We start from the raw sequence: 20,545 nt of genomic DNA on the forward strand, positions 1-20,545 counted from the left end.
CTGACCACTTGCCATCGAAAGCTGCCAAGTACGGTGCGACAGCGCAATTCTGGCAACCGGCTGTGTTTCGGCCTAGTTGCCGATCCAGTTGCCGTGGAAGCCGTACGGAACTCTGTGCGGCAGCTTGATTCTGGCTACCGGCGGCGCGGCGAAGTCCGATGCGTCGATGATCACCAGATCGCTGCCGTCACGCGCCGGGTCATAGACGTAGCCGAGGTACCAGCCACTGCTCTCATCGGCAGGCCCTGCTGCCGAAGGCACGAACACCGCCTCCCCTGGTCCGCCCGGCGAGTCCGCCGTGCCGAACGGATGCTCGACCGCGGCTCCGGTGGTCAGGTCGTAACGGACCAGACGCGCGTCGCCGACAGACACCGCGTAACGGGCGGGAAGTGTCGCCAACCGGTCGTCGATGCGCGGGAACTCCACCGCGCGGTCGTCGAGCTGCCGTTCGGCAACCGTGCCCGCCTGTAGGTCGATGGTCCAGCTCCACAGCACTCCGTCGGAGTCGAACCCGCCGCTGTCGCGCCACAGTTCGGGATAGCGAACCGCCTGCAGCACAATCGAATTCCCTTCGTCGTAGGCGTTGGCGACATGGAACACATAACACGGCTCGATGTCGAACCACCGGATCGGGCCGAACGGGTCGTCGCGCCGCATGACGCCGAACCGCGCACCGTACTCGTCGCTCCACCGGTAGGGCATGTCGCCTTCGCCCTTGATCGCGACGTCGAGGTTGAACACGATCGGCAGGTCCATGAAGACGACGTGCTCGGCAGTCAGCGCGAAGTCGTGCATCATGGTGTGCGCCTTGGTGTCCAGCGGCCGGTTGATGGTCAGCTCACCATGTGCGTCGGCCCGGTGATAGGTCACGTAGGGCTCGAAGATGCTGCCGTAGCCGAAGAAGTGCAACTCCCCGGTCGTCGGGCAGATCTTCGGATGCGCGGTCATCGAATCGACCAGCTTGCCGCCGAAATCGTAGGCGCCCAACGTTTCCAGCTCGTTGGTGATCTCGTACGGCAGTGACGATTCGACGAGCGCCAGTGTCTTGCCTGCATGGTTGACGACGTGGGTGTTCGCGACGCTGGCCCGCAGGTTGCGGGTGCCGTCGGCGTTGTAGAGCGGGAAGTCCTCCTTGAAACTGTCCGTGCGCACCCATCTGTTGCGGTACCAGGCGGCGCGGCCGTTTTCGATGCGGACGCCGTGGATCATGCCGTCGCCGGTGAACCAGTGCGCGGTCGCCTGCCTCGGGTTGGGTCCATTGCGTAGGTACCAGCCGTCGAGTTCGGCAGGGATGGCGCCCTCCACGGGCAGGTCGAACTCGGTCAACTCGTCGGTCACCGGAGCGTAGTTGTCGCGCTTGAAGTACTCGCCGGTGCCGAACAGCGTCGAGGTGGTATCGGTCATGCCCCAAACATGACATGTCTAAAGTGACATGTCAAGAGTGGAGTATGCTTCGTGCGTGAGTTTGCGAATGGCGGCGTTGGGCCTGCTGGCCCAGGAACCGGGCAGCGGATACGACCTGCTCAAACACTTCGAGAAGTCGATGGCCAACGTGTGGCCGGCCACGCAGAGCCAGCTGTATGGCGAGCTCAACAAGCTTGCGGACTCGGGGCTGATCGAGGTGTCCGCCGTCGGCGCGCGCGGGCGCAAGGAGTACCGGATCACCGACGCCGGGCGTGCCGAACTGCGGCGGTGGGTGAACAGCCCGCACGATGATCCACCATTTCGCAGCGCAGCATTGCTACGGGTGTTCCTGCTTGGCGAAGTACCACCCGAGGACGCCCGCGACCACGTGATGGCGATGGCCGGGCACGCCGAAGCCGAGGTCAAGCGCCTCGAAAAGTTGCGCGCCTCCATCGACTGGGCCGATGACGAAGGGGCGTTCTACGGCCTCGCCGCCCTCGAGTACGGACTGCGGATGAACGCGATGCAGGCGGACTGGGCGAACTGGCTGGTGCAGCAGATCGACAAGCGCGCACCGGCAGCGCCGCGGCTGGGCGGAAATCGCGCCCGCAAAAATTCTTCTCAAAAAATGTAAGACCCGCGCGACCTGACTGCTCCTACCTGTGAAAGCGGCTCAACGGGAGTCGCGACCACACAAAGGAGCAAGAAATGAACGACAACACCAACAATCGGAAGAAGTCCGTCACCGCGGTACTCGGTGCAGTCGCGGCCACCCTGGCCGCACCGGCGATGCTGTTTCTCGGCTCGGGCAGCGCGCAGGCGGCGAGCACGCTCAACACGGCTAGCGACGCGGCCGGCGTGACCGTCGAAATCCACTCGACGGGCAGCGAGGGCCTGTGCTTCTACAGTGCCGAACCGTGGTTCGGCTGGCAGACCGTGAAGCCGTTACCGGTGTACAAGGTGCCGTTCTATCTGCAGGCGAACCAGACCCACAACCTCTGGTTTCCGGGCATCCAGACCGGCACCACCTGGAAAGCCCAGGTGGAATGCCCCGTCGGCGGCGTTGACTACTTCAACCCGACCTACTGAGTGCCAGCCGCCAAGCGTGGTGGTCGTGACGCAAGTCCCGATCACCACGCTTGCGGCGCATTAGACGTTGCATCGCGATAGGTTCCGATATATCGTTAACGTATCGGTAGCGCATCAGGCGCATCCATCACAAACGTAAGGAACCATCAAGTGACCAACCCATTCACACCACCTCACGGTCCGTTCGGCTTCGGCTTCGGCCCCGGCGATCGGCGCGCATTTCATCAGCAGCGGCGCCAAGCCCGCCGCGACTTCCGCGAACACCTTCGCGACCACCTACGCGAGCACGACGCCGGGCCCGACTTTCAGGCAGGCTTTGGCCCCGGTCGTGCCTTCGGACCCGGCCGCGGCTTCGAGTTCGGCTTCGATCCCCGCGCCGGTTTCGGCGGATTCGGCTTCGGCGGCCCAGGAGGTCCGCGCGGCCGCGGCCGTGGCGGTCGAGGACGCGGCAAGCGCGGTGACGTCCGCGCCGCGATCCTCAAATTGTTGGCCGAGCGGCCGATGCACGGCTACGAGATGATCCAGGAGATCGCCGAGCGAAGCCAGAACCTGTGGCGACCAAGCCCCGGTTCGGTCTACCCGACACTGCAACTGCTGGTGGACGAGGGACTGATTGCCGGAACCGAAAGTGAAGGCAGCAAAAAGCTTTTCGAGCTGACCGACGACGGCCGCGCCACGGCCGAGAAGATCGAGACCCCGCCATGGGACGAGATCGCCGAAGGCTGGAAAGACGAAGCGCCCGGACACCTGAACCTGCGCGCCGCGATCGGCCAGCTGATGGGCGCCGTCGCACAGTCGGCGCACACGGCCAGCGATGAGCAGCAGGAGCGCATCGTCGACATCGTCAACAATGCCCGTCGTGAGATCTACGGGATCCTCGGCGAAGACTGACTAGTCAACTGCAGGGAATAAGTCCAGCGGGACTGGTGTACGCATTCACTATGCAAACCTTCCCGCTGGGCTCATTCCATGTTGGCCGCGTCGGATTCGGCGCCATGCAGCTACCCGGCCCCGGGGTGTTGGGGCCGCCACGCGATCACGATCAGGCGCTGGCCGTGCTGCGGCGCGCAATTGAATTGGGCATCAACCACATCGACACTGCGCAGTTCTACGGCCCCGATGTCGCCAACGAACTGATCCGCGAAGCGCTGCACCCCTACCCTGCGGATCTCGCTCTGGTCAGCAAGGTCGGCGCCCGCCGCGACGACGCAGGGACATGGGTTGCCGCGCAGGAGCCCGACGATCTGCGGGCCGACATCGAAACGAACCTGCAAACGCTGGGCGTCGACCGGTTGGCCGCGGTCAATCTGCGCATCCACTCCGGTGACCCCACGGCGGTCGGCCCTGTCGACCGCGAGCTGTTCGACGCCCAGTTGTCGGCGATGATCAAGGCCCGGGACGAAGGATTGATCGGTGGGATCGGGCTGAGCAGCATCAGCCTCGAGCACCTACAGATCGCACTCGATCGCACTGACATCGTGTGCGTGCAGAACGCCTACAACCTCCTCGACAGGACATCGCAACCCGTCCTCGACGCCTGCCTGGACCGCGGCATCGCGTTTGTCCCGTTCTTCCCGCTCGGTTCGGGCTTCTCGCCCGACAACCCGGTGCTCAATCACCCGGCGGTGCGCAGCGAAGCCGACAAGCTCGGCCGCGCGCCTGCCCAGATCGTGCTCGCGTGGACGCTGTCGGTGGCGCCCAACGTGTTATTGATCCCCGGCACGTCATCGGTGGCGCATCTCGAGGAGAACACCGCCGTCGCCGAGATCGAGTTGGACGACGACACCAGGACGCAACTCGACGACGCGGCATAGATCACATTTCGGGGACGGGGAATACCCGGTTCCGCGCGGCTGCTGAATCACCTTGTCGGACAACATCAGTCCGATGCACGAAGTATAATTAGCCTAGCTAATACAACTAGTGATCAAACGCTGCGGAAGGAGTTGATCAACGATGAAACCCGCAAAGATCTTCGCAACACTGGCAGTCGCCGGTGGTCTTGCCGCCGGGGCGATCGGAGTCGGTGCCGGCGTCGCAAGCGCCGACCCAGGTTATTGGTACGGCGACGGCCACCATGGGCACGGCTGGAACGGTCCTCGATGGGACAACCGCGGATGGAACGGCGACCCTGTTCCAGGTGGCTGGAACGGCGGCTGGGAACCCTGGGGCGGCGTCTGCGTGTTCGGGGCGTGCATCTAACGCGCTAGCACCCGGTCAGTCGACATCGACCCAGTCCAGCGTGCGCTGCACGGCTTTCTGCCAACCGGCGTAACCGGACGAGCGCTGGTCCTCGCTCCACGCGGGTGACCAGCGCTTGTCCTCCTGCCAGTTGGCGCGAAGGTCGTCGGGGTTCTCCCAGAACCCGACGGCCAGGCCTGCCGCGTACGCCGCACCCAGCGCGGTGGTTTCGGCGACGACGGGCTTGACCACATCGACGCCGAGCACGTCGGCTTGGATCTGCATGCACAGATCGTTGGCGGTGATGCCTCCGTCGACCTTCAGGACTTCCAGGTGCACACCGGAGTCGGCCTCCATCGCGTCGACGACGTCGCGGCTCTGGTAGCAGATCGCCTCGAGGGTTGCGCGTGCCAGGTGGGCATTGGTGTTGAACCGCGACAGGCCGACGATTGCGCCGCGGGCATCCGAACGCCAGTACGGCGCAAACAATCCCGAGAACGCGGGGACGAAGTACACGCCGCCGTTGTCGTCAACCTGACGGGCCAGCGCTTCGCTCTGTGCGGCGCCGCTGATGATGCCCAACTGGTCGCGAAGCCACTGCACGGCCGAGCCGGTGACCGCGATCGAACCCTCAAGGGCGTAAACGGGTTTGGCGTCACCGAACTGATAGCAGACGGTGGTCAGCAGTCCGTTCTCGGAGCGCACGATCTTTTCGCCGGTGTTGAGCAGCAGGAAATTGCCTGTGCCATAAGTGTTTTTGGCCTCACCGGCGTCCAGGCAGACCTGCCCGACCATCGCGGCCTGCTGATCGCCGAGTATCCCGGTGATCGGTACCTGCCCCGAGACGGGCCCGTCGTCGCGGGTGACGCCGTATGACTCGGGAAACGACGACGGTTTGATCTCGGGCAGCATCTGGCGCGGAATCCCGAAGAACGAGCACAACTCGTCGTCCCAGTCGAGGGTCTCCAGATCCATCAGCATGGTCCGGCTGGCGTTGGTCACGTCAGTGACGTGCACGCCGCCACGCGGCCCTCCGGTGAGATTCCACAGCACCCAGGTGTCAGGGGTGCCGAACAGCGCGTCGCCGTTCTCGGCGTCGGCCCGCACACCATCGACGTTGTCCAGAATCCACTGCACCTTGCCTGCGGAGAAATACGTGGCCGGTGGCAGGCCGGCCTTGCGCCGGATCACGTCGCCGCGGCCATCGCGATCCAGTGCCGAGGCGATGCGGTCGGTGCGGGTGTCCTGCCAGACGATCGCGTTGTGATACGGCCGCCCGGTCCGTCTGTTCCACACGAGTGCGGTTTCGCGCTGGTTGGTGATGCCCAACGCGGCCAGGTCGGGAGCCGACAACTTCGTCTTGTTCAGGGCCGACTGGATCACGGACGCGGTGCGTTCCCAGATCTCCACGGGGTTGTGCTCAACCCAGCCGGCCTTGGGCAGGATCTGTTCGTGTTCGAGCTGGTGGCGCCCGACCTCGGCGCCGTCGTGGTCGAAGATCATGCACCGCGTGCTGGTGGTGCCCTGGTCAACGGCGGCTACGAACTCGGCCACTCCCGCTCCCTCCTGACGGCGATTCCAATCGACCATCATGGTCTACATGGCTGCACCGATCACTGACATTGACCGCATGCCCCGCGGGGGGCCGGATGCCTCCTGCCTCGACCGGCTGTTGCAGACCGACCGCTCGGAGTACCTCGACCGCGACGACGTCGATGACAAGACCAAGCGCAGCGTCATTCGCGCACTCGAATGGGCGGGCGAATTCTTCGGCAACACCGAGAAGTTCGCGCAGATCGTGCTCGACGAGGTAGCCGACGTGCCCGACCCGAAGATCCTCGAACTGGGCTCCGGCCACGGTGGCCTGTCGCGGAAGCTCCTCGAATGGCATCCGACCGCAGAGCTCACGGTGACCGACGTCGAAGCGCAATCCGTTAAGGCGATCCAGCAGAGCGACCTCGGTGAGCATCCACGCGCGCAAGTGCGGGAGATGGACGCAACCGAAATCGACGCGCCCGACCGGTATTTCGACGTCGCCGTGTTCGCGTTCTCGTTTCATCACCTGCCGCCGGGCCAGGCAGCGCGGGTGTTCGCCGAAGGCACCCGCGTTGCCGACAAGCTGGTGATCATCGACCTGCCGCGGCCGCCTTCGCCGTTGCACCTCATCCGGCTGGCGACAATGCTGCCGCTCGCGCCGATCGTGCCGTTTGTCCACGACGGTGTGATCAGCTCACTGCGCTGCTACAGCCCGTCCGCGCTGCGCGCGCTCGCCACGCACGCCGATCCGCAAATCGAGGTGGAACTGCGCGGCGGACTGATGAATCCGCAGATCGCGGTGGCCAGCCGCCGAGTCACCACACCCCGCTGATCGCCGGTACGTCCACCCCGATACGCAAATTTGTCAGGTGAATACCTGATTTCTTCCGCGGTCGTATCGCTCTAGCGTTCCGACCGAGTGCATAGCGCCCGTTCGGCGTTTGCTGTGCGTCAGGGCGGAGGAACGTCGTGGGAAATTCGCACTATGTCGGTCGGGTGGGCGCGCTGGCGGTGGCCCTTGGCGTGGGCGCGGCGATCGCCTCCACACTGCCGATAGCTTCTGCCGACACCACCGGCTCAGGCGACTCGGCGTCGGGGACGACGACGCATACGGATTCTCCGGACACCGGATCGTCGGCAGGCACATCACCGTCGGGCGGCACGGCCGGCGCCGGCAGCGGGGACGTCTCAGGCGGTTCGCCGACCGCATCGGACCCGCCCGGAACCTCAGGTGCGGGCGGCGCGGACACCACCGGATCCGGCTCGACGACCACGACCGGCTCACCGGGTGGATCGACCAGCACGGCAGGAAATCCCAAATCGACTGGCGGCACATCGACAAACGGCACTGGCGGACGCCGGGTCCCTCGTAAGGGCGCCACGACCGGTTCGACCACTAAGACGGCTCGCCCGTCGACCCCCACTTCGGAGTCCTCGGCCGCGCCGACGTCGTCAGCTTCGACTCCGGCCCGCAGTGATATGGCTGCGCCGAGCCTGTCGGCAGCCCCATCAGGTTCGTCGTCATCGGTGCCGACGGCAGCCACACTGTCGTCGCCGACGTTCGCCGACTTGCCGGCCGCGGCGGTGGCAACACCCACCACAACGGCCGCGCCCTCGCCGAACGTCGTCACCGCCCTGGTGGCCGGGCTCCTGTCGTCGCTGGGCCTCGGTCCGCAGGCCACCGGAACCGACCCCGAGACCCCGGTACAACTGCCGTTCACGTGGGCGGCGCTGGCATTCGTGCGACGCGAACTCGGGCAGCCGGCGACGCACGATCGGCTCGATGACGTCGATCCCGCCGGAGCCGATTTGGCGCGCAACAGCCTGGCCATCGCTTCGGGTGCTGGACAACCGAACGCGTTGATCGGCTCGGCCGCCAACCCACCCGTCGATACGTCCGCGCTAGCCGCTCCCCATGTCGCCGCTCTGCCGGCCGTATCCGACATCGGTTCCCTGATCGGTGATTTCGTCGCCGTGTTCATCAGCAACGGCACCGCCGCCCACCCCAACGGCGGCTTTCTGATCGGCAGCGGGTTCAGCTATGACGCCAGCACGTGTGCCAGCGTGTGCCGGGGCGGCAACGGCGGATTGCTGCTCGGCAGCGGTGGCAGCGGCTTCAATGGCGGCGCAGGCGGCAACGCCGGTCTGGTCGGCAACGGCGGTGACGGCGGCGCCGGGCTGGCCGGGGTCAACAACGGCGATGGTGGCCGCGGCGGCCTAGGTGGCCTGATTCTGGGTAGCGGCGGTGACGGCGGCGCGGGCGCCGCCGGGATCACCGGAGTCAACGACGGCGCAGGAGGCAAGGGCGGCGCAGGCGGGAATGCGGGCCTGCTGTCGTTGGCCGGCAGTGGCGGTGACGGCGGCGCCGGCGGAGCCGGTGCAGCGGGCGCGGCCAGCGTGGACGGTATCGATCCGGGTGAAGCGGGATCGTCGGGCGGTGACGGTGGCGCGGGTGGCGCGGGTGGCGCCGGCGGCAGCGCGGGCGGACTTGCCCTGTTCGGCAACGGCGGATCGGGTGGCGTCGGCGGCACCGGAGGTGACGGAGCCGGCGGCGGCGACGGCGCGCAGGGCCTGACCGCCACCACCGCGGGAGAGGGCGGCGGCGACGGTGGTGACGGCGGCAGCGGCGGGGCCGGTGGCACCGGCGGAGTCGGCGGCGCGGCAGGCAGAGGCGCATTTTTCGGCCGAGTGGGAGTCAACGGCGACGGCGGCGAGGGAGGCGACGGCGGCGACGCGGGCGCACCTGGCGACGGAGGGGACGGGGCCGACGGTGATGTCGCATCGCCCGACGGCGGAGCGGGCGGCGACGGCGGCGACCCCGGCAGTGTCGGGGCCGCGGGACTCGGCGGCGCTCCCGGCACCGGTGGTACCGGGGGTGGCAGCGGGGCCAATGGAAGCAGCGGTACAGGCGTAACCGGCCCGGCCGGCAGCGGCGGCGACGGCGGAAACGGTTTCGACGCGGCCGCGCCAGGTGCACCGAAGGGATCCACACCCGGCGACGGCGGCGACGGCGGAAACGGTGGCGCCATCGGCAACGGCGGTGACGGCGGCTCCGGCGGCAGAGCGATAAACGGCAATAGCGGTGACGGCGGCGCCGGCGGAAACGGCGGGTCGATCAGCGGTGACGGCGGTAACGGCGGCGACGGCGGCGACGGCGAGGGCGGCTTCGCCGGACACGTGACCGCGGGTAGGGGTGGTAACGGCGGCGATGCCTTGAGCGTCGGTGACGGCGGCACGGGCGGCGACGGCGGCAACGGCAACGGCGTTCGCGGTGGCATCAGCGGCGCAGGCGGCGACGGCGGCAAGGGCGGTCTGGTCAGCGGTGACGGCGGCGACGGCGGCGACGGCGGCAGCTCGGGCCGCGACTCCACCAGCGAAACCGGAGACATGACCGGCGGAGCGGGCGGCCGCGGCGGTGATGCCCGTGGCGACGGGAACGGCGGCAACGGCGGCAACGGCGGTTTCGCCGATTCCGACAATGGAATCAATGTCGGTGGTGGGGGCGGTGCCGGTGGCAATGCCGGAGTCAACGGCGATGGCGGCAAGGGCGGTGACGGCGGCTTCGGCGGCGACGGCACCCGCGCGGCCACTGGCGGTGCCGGCGGCGACGGTGGTTCCGGTGGCACCGAAACCGGCGACGGCGGCGACGGTGGAAATGGTGGCAAGGGCACCAGTGGGGTGAGCAAGGGCACCGGCGGTGCGGGTGGAAACGGCGGTGCCGCAGGCAAATCCGGTGATGGCGGCGATGGCGGCATCGGAGGTGAGGCCGAAGGCGGCTTCAGCTCCACCGCGACCGGAGGTAAGGGTGGTGACGGCGGCAGCGGCGGCACCACCGAGGGTGCCGGCGGAGTCGGCGGTGACGGCGGCAAAGCCACCGGCCACGGCAACGCCAAGGCCAGCGCCGGTGACGGCGGCGCAGGCGGGCAAGCCTTCGTCGGCCCAGCAGGTGCCGGCGGTACGGGCGGGGAGGCCAGGGGAACCGACAACGCCAGCGCCACGGGAGGCACCGGCGGCGCCGGGGGCAGCGTGCTCACCGCAGGTGACGGCGGGGCAGGCGGCGCCGGCGGTAAGGCGATCGCCCTCGGCGGCGGCGACGCGACCGGCGGTGACGGCGGTGCCGGCGGATCCGGCGGCCAGCAGAGCGGCAACGGCGGCGACGGCGGCAAGGGCGAGATCGGCGGAACGTCCAGCGGAGACGCCAAGGGCGGGCACGGCGGTGACGGCGGCGCCTCTTACTTCGGTGACGCGGGAGACGGCGGAGCAGGCGGTGAGGGCAACGGCGGCGTGTTCGGCAGCTCCGTGGGCGGCGATGGTGGCGTCGGCGGCGACGCGGCGATCCAGGGCAACGGCGGCAGGGGCGGTGACGGTGGCGCTGGCCAGGGTGTCAAAGGCGGCATTGGCGGTGACGGCGGTGCCGGCGGCAAGGGCGGCACGCAGAGCGGTGACGGCGGCGACGGCGGCAACGGCGGCTCGGTCGGCAGGGAAAGCACCACCGAAAACGGCCCTGGCACCGGCGGAGCGGGCGGCCGCGGCGGCGACGCCCGTGGCGACGGCGACGGCGGCGATGGCGGCAACGGCGGCAACGCCGATCCCGACCAAGGAGTCACGGTCGGCGGCGCCGGCGGTGACGGCGGCAACGGCGGCATCAACGGCGACGGCGGACGAGGCGGTGACGGCGGCTTCGGCGGCGACGGCACCCACGCGGCCACTGGCGGTGCCGGCGGCGACGGTGGTGCCGGCGGCACCGAAACCGGCGACGGCGGCGACGGCGGAAACGGCGGCAAAGGCACCACTGGTATCAGCAAGGGCACCGGCGGTGCGGGTGGAAACGGCGGTGCCGCAGGCAAATCCGGTGATGGTGGCGATGGCGGCATCGGCGGTCAGGCCGAAGGCGGTATGAATTCCACCGCGACCGGAGGCATCGGCGGTGACGGCGGTAGTGGCGGCACCACTGTGGGTGCCGGCGGCGACGGCGGCGACGGCGGCCAAGCCATCGGCCATGGCGGCGCCACAGCCAACGCAGGCGACGGCGGCAACGGCGGCAACGGCACCGGCGCCCCAGGCGGAGCGGGCGGCGACGGTGGGTCGACCGTCACTACCGACGCCGCCACCGGTAACGGCGGAGACGGCGGCGACGGCGGGCACGGCTCGCCCGGCGGGCCCGGCGGCAGCGGCGGCACGGGCAGCGGCGGCGGCAGCAACGGCAGCGACGGTGCCGACGGCTAGTCCGGCGACACCTTGAAGTCCACCAATCGCGGCGTGTCGGCGTAGAAACACCTCGGCTCGCCGACAATGGCGGTGTGGGCGAAGAGGTGAAGCAGACCGACTTTTCTCGCGCACAGCGCCGCGAGTACCGCCGCAAGGTGCAGCTGTGCCTCGATGTCTTCGAGACGATGCTCGCCCAGTCCAGCTTCGAATTCGACCGACCGTTGACCGGCATGGAGATCGAGTGCAATCTCGTCGACGGCGACTATCAGCCCGCGATGAGCAACCAAGAGGTGCTGGCGTCCATCGCCGACCCGGCTTACCAAACCGAATTGGGCGCCTACAACATCGAATTCAACGTTCCACCGCGACGGTTGCCCGGCCGGGCCGCACTGGAGTTGGAGGCCGACGTCCGGGCCAGTCTCAACGCCGCGGAAGCGAAGGCGAACTCCAACGGCGCGCACATCGTGATGATCGGCATCCTCCCGACGCTGATGCCCGAACATCTTTCGGGCGGTTGGATGAGCGATTCGACGCGCTATCAGGCGCTGGAGAACTCGATCTTCACCGCGCGTGGCGAGGACATCCTGATCGACATCGCGGGGCCCGAACGGTTGAGCCTGCAACTGGCGTCGATCGCGCCGGAATCGGCGTGCACCAGCATGCAACTGCACCTGCAGGTCTCCCCCGCCCAGTTCGCGAACAACTGGAATGCCGCCCAGGTGATTGCGGGTCCGCAGTTGGCACTCGGCGCCAATTCGCCGTACTTCTTCGGCCACCAGCTGTGGCCCGAGACCCGCATCGAGTTGTTCGCCCAAGCCACCGACACCCGACCCGACGAGCTCAAGTCGCAGGGCGTTCGTCCGAGAGTGTGGTTCGGCGAGCGGTGGATCACGTCGATCTTCGATCTGTTCGAGGAGAACGTCCGCTACTTTCCGTCGCTGCTACCCGAACTGTCCGACGAGGATCCCGTTGCGGCGCTCGGCGACGGTCGCACCCCGCAACTGGCCGAGCTGCGACTGCACAACGGCACGATCTGGCGATGGAACCGGCCGGTGTACGACGTCGTCGAGGGCAAGCCACATCTCCGTGTGGAGAACCGGGTGCTGCCCGCAGGGCCCACCGTTGTCGACATGTTGGCCAACGCGGCGTTTTACTACGGCATGCTGCGGACGCTGTCCGAAGAGGACAGGCCGCTGTGGACCAAGATGAGTTTCGCTGCGGCACAACATAATTTCGTCGCATCGGCCGAGCACGGCATGGAGGCCATGTTGTATTGGCCAGGCCTCGGCGAGGTGACCCCCGACGAATTGGTGTTGCGCAAGCTGCTGCCGATGGCCGATGAGGGGCTGCGCCGCTGGGAGGTGGCAAGCGAGGTGCGCGACCGGTATCTCAGCGTGATCGAGGGTCGGGCGAAGACCGGACGCAACGGCGCCTCGTGGCAAGTGGCCACCGTGGCGGCATTGCAGGAGCGGGGCATGACGCGCCCCAGCGCACTGGCCGAGATGCTGCGCCTCTACTGCGAGCGGATGCACAGCAACGAACCCGTACACACCTGGGATGGCCCGGACTAGCCTGAGTGACATGACATCTGACGACATGATCGATTGGGACGGCGCGTACCGCGGGGAAGGTCAATTCACGGGTCCGCCGCCGTGGAACATCGGCGAGCCGCAGCCCGAATTGGCTGCGCTGCACCGCGACGGCAAGTTCCGCGGCGACGTACTCGACGCCGGCTGCGGGCACGCCGAACTGTCGCTCGCATTGGCAGCCGACGGCTACCCGGTGGTCGGAGTGGACCTCAGCCCGACGGCGATCGCCGCGGCCACCAGCGCGGCGCAGGACCGCGGTCTGACGAACGTCTCGTTCGTCCAGGCCGACATCACCAACCTCACCGGATACGACGGCCGCTTCGACACGGTCATCGACAGCACGCTGTTTCACTCGCTGCCCGTCGAGGGTCGGGATGGCTATCTACGGTCTGTGCATCAAGCGGCCGCACCCGGCGCGTCCTACTACATACTCGTTTTCGCCAAGGGCGCGTTTCCCGCCGAGATGGAGCCCAAGCCCAACGAGGTCGATGAGGACGAGCTGCGCACTGCGGTGTCGAAGTACTGGGAGATCGACGAGATCCGGCCCGCGGCAATACATGCCAACCCGATCGAAGTCCCTGACGCGCCGTTCGAGATGCCTGCGCACCCGACCGACGACAAGGGCAGGGTCAAGTTCCCCGCTTACCTGCTGACGGCGCACAAAGGTTAGTGCCCGGCCCTGGCGGGTTGGCCCGCTGAGGCGTGTTCGTCGTCGACCATGGTGCGTTCGTCGAACGGCTTGTCGCCGTCGAGCACCTGATGCATCTGTCGGTGGTCGACGGATTGAGTCCATGCGCCGATGAGCACCGTGGCGACCGCATTGCCCGAAAAGTTTGTCAGCGCACGGGCTTCCGACATGAACTTGTCGATGCCGACCACCAAGCCGATGCCGTCGAGCAATTCGGGTCGGTGACTCTGCAGGCCTGCGGCGAGTGTGGCGAGGCCCGCGCCGGTGACGCCTGCCGCCCCCTTGGAAGCGATCATCATGAACACCAGCAGCCCCAGCTGCTCACCGATCGACAACGGCTTGCCCATCGCATCGGCGATGAACAGCGATGCCATTGTCATGTAGATGGCGGTGCCGTCGAGGTTGAATGAATATCCTGTCGGCACAACGATTCCCACGGTGGTTGGTTGCACACCGGCATGCTCCATCTTCGCGATCAGCCGCGGCAGCGCCGATTCCGACGACGACGTGGCGAGGATCAACAGGTATTCGCGCGCGAGGTAACGAACCAGTTTGAACACGGAGACACCTGCGGCGAAGCGCAGCAGCGCACCCAGCACGCCGAACACGAAGATGAGGCAAGTGAGATAGAACGCCAGCATCAACACGCCCAACTGGATTACCGCGTCAAACCCGGTGTCGCCCACCACCTTAGCGATCGCGCCGAACGCGCCGATCGGCGCCAGCCACAGGATCCCGCCAAGGATGCGGAAGACCAGTTTCTGCAGCAGAGCGACGCCACGAAGCAGCGGCTCGCCGGAGGCGCCCATTGCCTGAATGCCGAACCCGACCAGCAGCGCAACGAACAACGCCTGCAGCACGTTTCCTGCGGTCAGCGACGAGAACAGCGTCTTCGGGATGATGTCCTGGATGAAGTCCATGGTGCCGCCGGAACTGTGCGCCTCCGACGCGAGCTTTGCGCCCGCACCCGGATCCCCATGCGCGTTGAGGCCACTGCCGGGGCTGATGATGTTGCCCACCAGCAGGCCGATGCCCAGCGCTGCGGTCGACATGACGAGGAAGTAGCCCAGTGCCAACCCGCCGACCTTGCCGACGGACGCCACCTTTCGCACCGAACCGATGCCGAGCACGATGGTGCAGAAGATCACCGGCGTGATCATCATCTTGATCAGGTTGACGAACATCGTGCCGAGCACGCCGAGCGATTTGCCTGTGTCGGGCGCGAGCAGGCCAACCACCACACCGGCGACCACACCGACGATCACCAGTATGTAGAGCCAATGTGTGCGGTCGCGTTTGGGTTGCTTCTCGTCGGCCGACTTGGCCGGGCCGTCCTCTACGTGCGTCATCTGCGGCTCCCTCGGTGTCGTGCACCTGGGATAGCCAGAAGTGCGCTACGTCACACCTGTGTGGTCGCGACGGCCAACGCCTCGGCGAACTGATCCAGGTCCTCGGCGGTCGTGTCGACATGGGGCGACGCCCGCAGCACCGGAGTGGTCATCTCGAAGGGTGCGCGCTGCAGCTCGGCATAGGTCGTCACGATGCCGCGCTCGGCGATCAGCCACGTCCGCACGCGCTGCGGATCGGCTCCGTCGACGGGCTCCAACGTCGTGATCGCGGTCGGCTCGTCGACCGGCTCGACGACTCGCCACCCCTTCACGTCGGCGAGCGCGGTGCGCGTCATCCGGCCGACCTGCGCGAGGCCGTCGCGGATGTGCTCCGGCCCGGCAGCCAGATGCTCGCCGAGTGCGATCGAATAGCCAACGCGCGCAGCGATATTCGTCTCGCCGAGGTCAACGGATTGCATCACCGGGATCGGCAAGCCCCATTCCGGTGGCGGCAGCCGCGGCCGCAGCCGCTGCGCCAGGTCGGGGTGAATCGCCAGGGCACCGACGCCACGCGGACCCGCCATCCATTTGCGCGACGAGCTGTAGACGGCTGCGGCGCCAACCGCACAGTCGAGATGTCCGAGTGCTTGCGCGGCGTCCACCACAAGCGGCAGACCGAGATCGCGGCACACGTCGGCGATCTCGGCCAGCGGCTGGGCCAGCCCCCGGTGGCTGGCGAGCGCGGTGATGTGAACCATGGCGGGTGCATCATGGGCGAGTTGGCGCGCGGCGTCGTCGACGGCGAGCCTGCCGAGGTCGTTGGCGGGCAGCGCACTGATCCGAAACCCGTTGGCCGCCATGACCGCGAGGTTGGGACCGTACTCACCGGGTAGACAGCCGACTGAGCGTTCGCCGGACCAACTGCTGAGCAGGATGTCGAGGGCGTTGTTGGAGCCGGTGGTGAATACGACGTCGGAACCGGTCAAGCCGGTCAGTGCGCCGATGGCCGCGCGGCCCGCGTCGAGCACAGGCGTTGCGGCTTCTGCGGCGACGTACCCGCCGACTTCTGCCTCATGTCTGGCGTGCTGCGTTGCCGCGTCGATGACCGCGAAGCTCTGCCGCGAGCAGGCGCCGCTGTCGAGATGCAACCCGGCGACCTTGGGCCGGGCCGCGCGCCACTGCTCGGGCAGGTTCATTTGGTCGACAGGGACAGCCCGAAGTCACCCGCGGGGTCGGTCCACCAATGGGTGCGGCGCAGACCCGCCGCGGCCAGTTCGGCTTCCACCCCCTCGGGCCGGAACTTGCACGACACCTCGGTCAGCATCCCCTCACCCTCGGCGAAGTCAACGCTCAGATCCAAGGCGCTGATCCGAACGTGTTGTGCGGTCGATGCCCGCAACCACATCTCGATGCGCTCCTCGGCGGGGTTCCACTTCGCCACATGCTCGAACGCGCCCAGATCGAAGTCGGCGTCGAGTTGCCGGTTGACCACAGCGAGCACGTTGCGGTTGAACCGGGCCGTCACCCCGGCGCTGTCGTCGTAGGCACGCACCAATCGATCGGTGTCCTTGACGAGGTCGGTGCCCAGCAGCAGGCTGTCGCCCGGCTGCAACGTCTCCGCCAAAGTGGACAGAAATTCGGTTCGCGGGCCCAGCGTCAGGTTGCCGATCGTCGAACCGAGGAACACCACCAGTCGTCGGCCGACGCGCGGGATCTTGCCGAGGTGCTCTTCGAAATCGCCGCACACCGCATCGATTTCGATGCCCGGGTACTCGCGTTCGATCGCCGACCCCGCCGCCTGGAGTACGCTCGCGTCCACGTCGAACGGGATGAACCGGCGCAGGGCTCCACTGTCGCGCAATGCGCCCAGCAGCAGGCGGGTCTTCTCCGAGGTACCGCTGCCGAGTTCGACAAGCGTGTCGGCACCGGACGCGGCGGCGATCTCAGCTGAGCGCGCCCGCAGAATCTGCGCCTCCGCACGGGTGGGGTAATACTCCGGGAGCCGGGTGATCTGGTCGAACAGTTCGCTGCCCGTCGAGTCGTAGAACCATTTGGGCGGCAACGACTTCGGCGTCTGCATCAACCCGTCGCGCACGTCTCGGCGCAGCGCCTGTGCGGCGGAGTCGGCGGCCAGATAGTTGGACAGCGAGAGGGTCATGGCGATCCTTTCAGTGGGATCAAGTCGACACGCGATCCCTCGACCAGCACGAGATGGCGATCGGGGATTTCCTGCCAATCGGGGTTGTCGTCGTATGGTTCGCTGGCCAGCACCACGCCGTCGTCTCGACGTAGTACCGACAAGGTGTCGCCCCACGTGGTGGCGTGTAGTTGAGATCCGTTGGCCGCCAGGATGTTCAGCCTGGCATTGGGGTCCGCGGCGGCGACCTCGACGATGGTTTCGCCGAGCGCGTCGAGACCTCGCTCGAAGATCAATGCGGCCAGAAGCGCGCTGTCGACGGTCGACTCGGCTTTGGCGGACAACGGCAACACCCCGCGGTCGACCAAGCCGTTGTGGGACAGCAGCCACTGTCCGTCGCTGAACGGCGCCGACGCCGACGGTTCGATCGGCATGCCGATGGAGGCCGAACGCACCGCAGCGACAACGCAATTGCTGCGCAACGCCGGTGCCACCGACGCGAACGACGCGTCGCCCCACAGCGGTGCGGCGCTACGCCACCGACGCGCGACCCCTTCGTCGAAAAAGCCAACGCCCCAGCCGTCGGCGTTCATCAGCCCGTGCTTCTGGCGGCGAGGGGCATACGACTGGACCAGCAGCCCCGATGCCGGCTCAAGCACCAGAGACGCGATCGATCGCGGTTCGCCGAGCCAGCCGAGGTGCCGGCACATCAGGCGTCCCAGGCCAGGCGTACGCCGGAGAAGATCTGTCGGCGGATCGGGTGGTCCCAGTTGCGAAAGCTCGGCCGCAGGATGCCCGCCGCGACCGCCCATGATCCGCCGCGCAACACTTTGTAGTCGCCGTCGAAGAAGGGCTGTGAGTACTGCTCATAGATCATGGGCGTGAACCCGGGCCACGGTCGCAGCGGCGACGTCGTCCACTCCCACACGTCGCCGAGCATCTGCTCGGCACCGTACGCCGACGCACCGGCCGGGTAGGCGCCAACCGGCGCCGGACGCAGCGCGTCACCGCCGAGATTCGCCAGCGCATCGGTGGGTTCGGTTGCGCCCCAAGGGAATCGGCGACGCTTACCCGCTGCGGGGTCCCAGGCGGCCGCCTTCTCCCATTCGATCTCGCTGGGCAACCGCGCGCCGGCCCACGCGGCGTACGCCTCGGCCTCGAAGTAGGTGACGTGCTGCACGGGTTCGTCGGCGGGGATCGCCTCGACGTGTCCGAACCGGGTGCGCGTGCCGTCTGGATTCCAGAACTGCGGCGCGCTCAGGCCGGCCTCCTGCCGATGCCGCCACCCGCGCTCCGACCACCAGCGTTGCTGTTGGTATCCGCCGTCGTCGACGAACTGTCGCCATTCGCCGTTGGTCACGGGCACCCGGCCGATGCGGAAGGCCGGCACGTCGACCACGTGCGCGGTCCGCTCGTTGTCGAGCGAATGCGGCTCGCTGACGGCGTCGACGCCGAGGACGAATTCCCCTGCCGGAACCAGCACCGAAGTACCCGCGACGCCCGACCGTCCCGGCGGCAACGGCGATCCGGTGCTCAACAGCGGCGGACCAGTCCGCAGATTCAGTGCCTGCAACATGGTTTCGTCGTGCTGGTTCTCGTGGCTGATCACCAAGCCGAAGTTGAAACCCGTGTCGTCATCCGGCAATGCGTCCAACGTGTCGAGGACTTTGTTTCGCACCGTGCGGCAGTAGGCGCGGGCATCCGACGGCGGCAGCAGCGGCAGATTCACCCGGCTGGCGCGCGAGTTCACGAACGCGTCGTAACACCGCTCGACTTGCGGCTCCAGCAATCCGGGCTTGTCGGCGTTGTTACCGCGAAGCAGCCAGAGTTCTTCCTGCCATCCGATGTGCGCGAGGTCCCACACCAGCGGGCTCATCAGCGGGTCATATTGCCGGTGCAGTTCGGCGTCGTCGAAATCGACGAGCCGCAACGTGCGGTCCCTCGCCTTGGTCAGCTCACGCGCAAGCGTCTCGCGTGCGGCCACTACTCCCCTTGCGCCAGTTGAGTGATCGCCGTTGCGATCCCGTATTTGACTGCCCGGTCGGAGAAATCGTCGGCCGGACAGCGTCCTTTCTCGACCGAACGCACCAACTGCGCCATCGATTCCTCGATTTCGGCGGGCGCTCGCTCGGCGGCGACCGCCACGCAGCGAGTTGCCGCCTCGCGCAACCGGCGGTCACCGAGGCCGATCTGGGCCGCGCGGTCCCAGGCCGTGGCCACCGGTTCGGTGACTTCTGCGGCGATGTCGGCGGCCACCGGGTCGTCGAGCAGGGTGACAAGGGTGAACACCACGGCAGGCCACACCGTATCGGGCAGGCTGTCGAGGTAGCGGATCTCCAGCCAGCGCCGCGGCCGCACCGGTGGGAACAGCGTCGTCAGGTGGTACTCGAGGTCCGCCTGCGTCGGCCTGCGACCGTCGAGCAGCACCCGCCCGTCGGCCCAGTCCGCGAACGGCACCCAGTCCGTCACGGGCACGGCATCCATCTCCGGGGTCGGGTGCACCAGCATCACCGGCGCCTTCAGCGCGTAGCGGGCCCAGTCGGCGGCCGGGTCGTCGCCGTTGGTCCCGAGGATGGGGCCGCAGCGCGCCGAGTCCAGCTGGCTCCACACCCGCTGCCGCGTCGACTGCCACCCGGTGAACTGGCCGCCAAGCAGCGGCGAGTTGGCGGCGATCGCGATCATCGTCGGGCCCAATGCATGCGCCAGCCGCACCCGGTCTGCCCATCCCTCGCGCGGGCCCGCATCGAGGTTGACCTGTACGGATGCCGTCGACGTCATCATCGCCGCACCGGCTTCTCCGGTTTGGCTGGCCGTGAAGAACTGCTCCATCGCCAGATACCGGTCGCCCGGGTTCACCCGTTTGGCCGGCCGCAGCGGGTCGGCGCCAAGGAGCACCAGGCCGAGGCCGGCCTGCGCGAACGCCGCCCTCAGCGTCGCCCGATCAGCCGTCATCGCGGCGATGGCGGTCACAGGATCGTCCATCGGCGGACCGGACAGCTCGACGGCGCCGCCGGGTTCGACGGTGATCGCGCTGCCGCCGGGCAGTGCCGGCACTCGCGTGATCGCGTCGGTCAGCTCGGCCCAGCCCGGGCGACGCGTCGGATCGGCGAGATCGAAGCAGTGCGCTTCGACTTCGAGGCCCACCTTTCCTACGGGACCGTCGGCAAGACACGTCTCACCGATGTGCTGCGCAGCGGCATACGCGCTGGTCAGCTCGCCTGCCTGCGCTTGCATTGGATGAGCGTCGTCCACCTCGGACGGGATGGCGAAGGTCATGTCTTCCGGCCCCTTTCGGGTAGGGAACGATCGCGGCCTTCTATCCATCTTCCAGAGCACACCGACAAAATCCCGCGATTTTTGGATGACGCGTTGGTGACACGTACCC

The 20,545-nt window shown here is 67.6% G+C and carries 18 protein-coding genes; 9 read left to right on the plus strand and 9 right to left on the minus strand.

Going from position 1 to position 20,545, the window contains the following annotated elements:
* Positions 1-72: 72 nt before the first annotated feature.
* Entirely contained in the window at positions 73-1,404 is a 1,332-nt protein-coding gene (locus tag GGC64_RS21370) for a carotenoid oxygenase family protein (protein ID WP_192724523.1), read from the minus strand.
* 55 nt (positions 1,405-1,459) lie between these two features.
* Between GGC64_RS21370 and GGC64_RS21375 the strand changes: the two genes are divergently transcribed.
* The 5 genes from GGC64_RS21375 (at position 1,460) to GGC64_RS21395 (ending at position 4,695) form a co-directional block, all read left to right on the plus strand.
* Positions 1,460-2,038: a PadR family transcriptional regulator gene (locus GGC64_RS21375; protein ID WP_192724524.1), complete on the plus strand. Its 579-nt coding sequence runs from the start codon at positions 1,460-1,462 to the stop codon at positions 2,036-2,038.
* A 74-nt stretch (positions 2,039-2,112) separates the two neighbouring features.
* Positions 2,113-2,493, plus strand: a complete 381-nt coding sequence (locus GGC64_RS21380; protein ID WP_225952124.1) for a hypothetical protein — start codon at positions 2,113-2,115, stop codon at positions 2,491-2,493.
* 150 nt (positions 2,494-2,643) lie between these two features.
* The gene (locus tag GGC64_RS21385) at positions 2,644-3,384 is read left to right on the plus strand and encodes a PadR family transcriptional regulator (protein ID WP_192724525.1); all 741 of its coding nucleotides are present in this window, start codon (positions 2,644-2,646) and stop codon (positions 3,382-3,384) included.
* 50 nt (positions 3,385-3,434) lie between these two features.
* Complete coding sequence (locus GGC64_RS21390; RefSeq protein ID WP_192724526.1) at positions 3,435-4,307, plus strand: oxidoreductase; 873 nt, start codon at positions 3,435-3,437, stop codon at positions 4,305-4,307.
* 142 nt (positions 4,308-4,449) lie between these two features.
* Entirely contained in the window at positions 4,450-4,695 is a 246-nt protein-coding gene (locus GGC64_RS21395) for a hypothetical protein (protein WP_192724527.1), read from the plus strand.
* Between the two features lie 15 nt (positions 4,696-4,710).
* Here the strand turns inward: GGC64_RS21395 and glpK are convergent, their stop codons facing one another.
* Positions 4,711-6,264, minus strand: coding sequence for a glycerol kinase GlpK (gene glpK / locus GGC64_RS21400; protein WP_192724528.1), 1,554 nt, complete (start codon positions 6,262-6,264; stop codon positions 4,711-4,713).
* A gap of 1 nt (position 6,265) precedes the next feature.
* On the opposite strand from glpK, the gene GGC64_RS21405 reads away from it, so the two are divergent.
* Positions 6,266-7,042: a class I SAM-dependent methyltransferase gene (locus tag GGC64_RS21405; protein ID WP_192724529.1), complete on the plus strand. Its 777-nt coding sequence runs from the start codon at positions 6,266-6,268 to the stop codon at positions 7,040-7,042.
* Positions 7,043-7,193: 151 nt separating this feature from the next.
* Here the strand turns inward: GGC64_RS21405 and GGC64_RS21410 are convergent, their stop codons facing one another.
* Positions 7,194-7,841 (minus strand): hypothetical protein, encoded by a 648-nt coding sequence (locus GGC64_RS21410; protein WP_192724530.1) that lies wholly within the window; start codon positions 7,839-7,841, stop codon positions 7,194-7,196.
* Between GGC64_RS21410 and GGC64_RS21415 the strand changes: the two genes are divergently transcribed.
* The 3 genes from GGC64_RS21415 (at position 7,795) to GGC64_RS21425 (ending at position 13,677) form a co-directional block, all read left to right on the plus strand.
* Positions 7,795-11,436 carry a hypothetical protein gene (locus GGC64_RS21415; RefSeq protein WP_192724531.1) on the plus strand — a complete coding sequence of 1,214 codons (3,642 nt, stop codon included), beginning with the start codon at positions 7,795-7,797 and terminating at the stop codon, positions 11,434-11,436. The two genes, GGC64_RS21410 and GGC64_RS21415, sit on opposite strands and share 47 nt — an antisense overlap.
* 74 nt (positions 11,437-11,510) lie before the next feature.
* Entirely contained in the window at positions 11,511-12,989 is a 1,479-nt protein-coding gene (locus GGC64_RS21420) for a glutamate--cysteine ligase (protein ID WP_192724532.1), read from the plus strand.
* 10 nt (positions 12,990-12,999) lie between these two features.
* A complete protein-coding gene (locus GGC64_RS21425; RefSeq protein WP_192724533.1) occupies positions 13,000-13,677 on the plus strand; it encodes a class I SAM-dependent methyltransferase in 678 nt (225 codons plus the stop codon).
* Here the strand turns inward: GGC64_RS21425 and GGC64_RS21430 are convergent.
* From GGC64_RS21430 to egtA, 6 genes are read right to left on the minus strand one after another with little or no spacing between them, the layout of a single operon-like run.
* On the minus strand, positions 13,674-15,044 hold the full coding sequence (locus tag GGC64_RS21430; RefSeq protein WP_192724534.1) for a cation:dicarboxylate symporter family transporter: 1,371 nt from the start codon (positions 15,042-15,044) through the stop codon (positions 13,674-13,676). The genes GGC64_RS21425 and GGC64_RS21430 overlap by 4 nt on opposite strands.
* A gap of 50 nt (positions 15,045-15,094) precedes the next feature.
* The gene (gene egtE, locus GGC64_RS21435; protein WP_192724535.1) at positions 15,095-16,219 is read right to left on the minus strand and encodes an ergothioneine biosynthesis PLP-dependent enzyme EgtE; all 1,125 of its coding nucleotides are present in this window, start codon (positions 16,217-16,219) and stop codon (positions 15,095-15,097) included.
* Complete coding sequence (gene egtD / locus GGC64_RS21440; protein ID WP_192724536.1) at positions 16,216-17,181, minus strand: L-histidine N(alpha)-methyltransferase; 966 nt, start codon at positions 17,179-17,181, stop codon at positions 16,216-16,218. The genes egtE and egtD overlap by 4 nt, the downstream gene beginning before the upstream one ends.
* Positions 17,178-17,870, minus strand: coding sequence for an ergothioneine biosynthesis protein EgtC (gene egtC, locus GGC64_RS21445; protein WP_192724537.1), 693 nt, complete (start codon positions 17,868-17,870; stop codon positions 17,178-17,180). The genes egtD and egtC overlap by 4 nt, the downstream gene beginning before the upstream one ends.
* The gene (egtB, locus tag GGC64_RS21450) at positions 17,870-19,144 is read right to left on the minus strand and encodes an ergothioneine biosynthesis protein EgtB (protein WP_192724538.1); all 1,275 of its coding nucleotides are present in this window, start codon (positions 19,142-19,144) and stop codon (positions 17,870-17,872) included. The genes egtC and egtB overlap by 1 nt, the downstream gene beginning before the upstream one ends.
* Positions 19,144-20,436 carry an ergothioneine biosynthesis glutamate--cysteine ligase EgtA gene (gene egtA, locus GGC64_RS21455; RefSeq protein ID WP_370582230.1) on the minus strand — a complete coding sequence of 431 codons (1,293 nt, stop codon included), beginning with the start codon at positions 20,434-20,436 and terminating at the stop codon, positions 19,144-19,146. The genes egtB and egtA overlap by 1 nt, the downstream gene beginning before the upstream one ends.
* Between the last annotated feature and the right edge of the window lie 109 nt (positions 20,437-20,545).

It is taken from the genome of Mycobacterium sp. OAS707, from assembly GCF_014873705.1.
In the GTDB taxonomy this organism is placed as follows: Bacteria; Actinomycetota; Actinomycetes; order Mycobacteriales; family Mycobacteriaceae; genus Mycobacterium.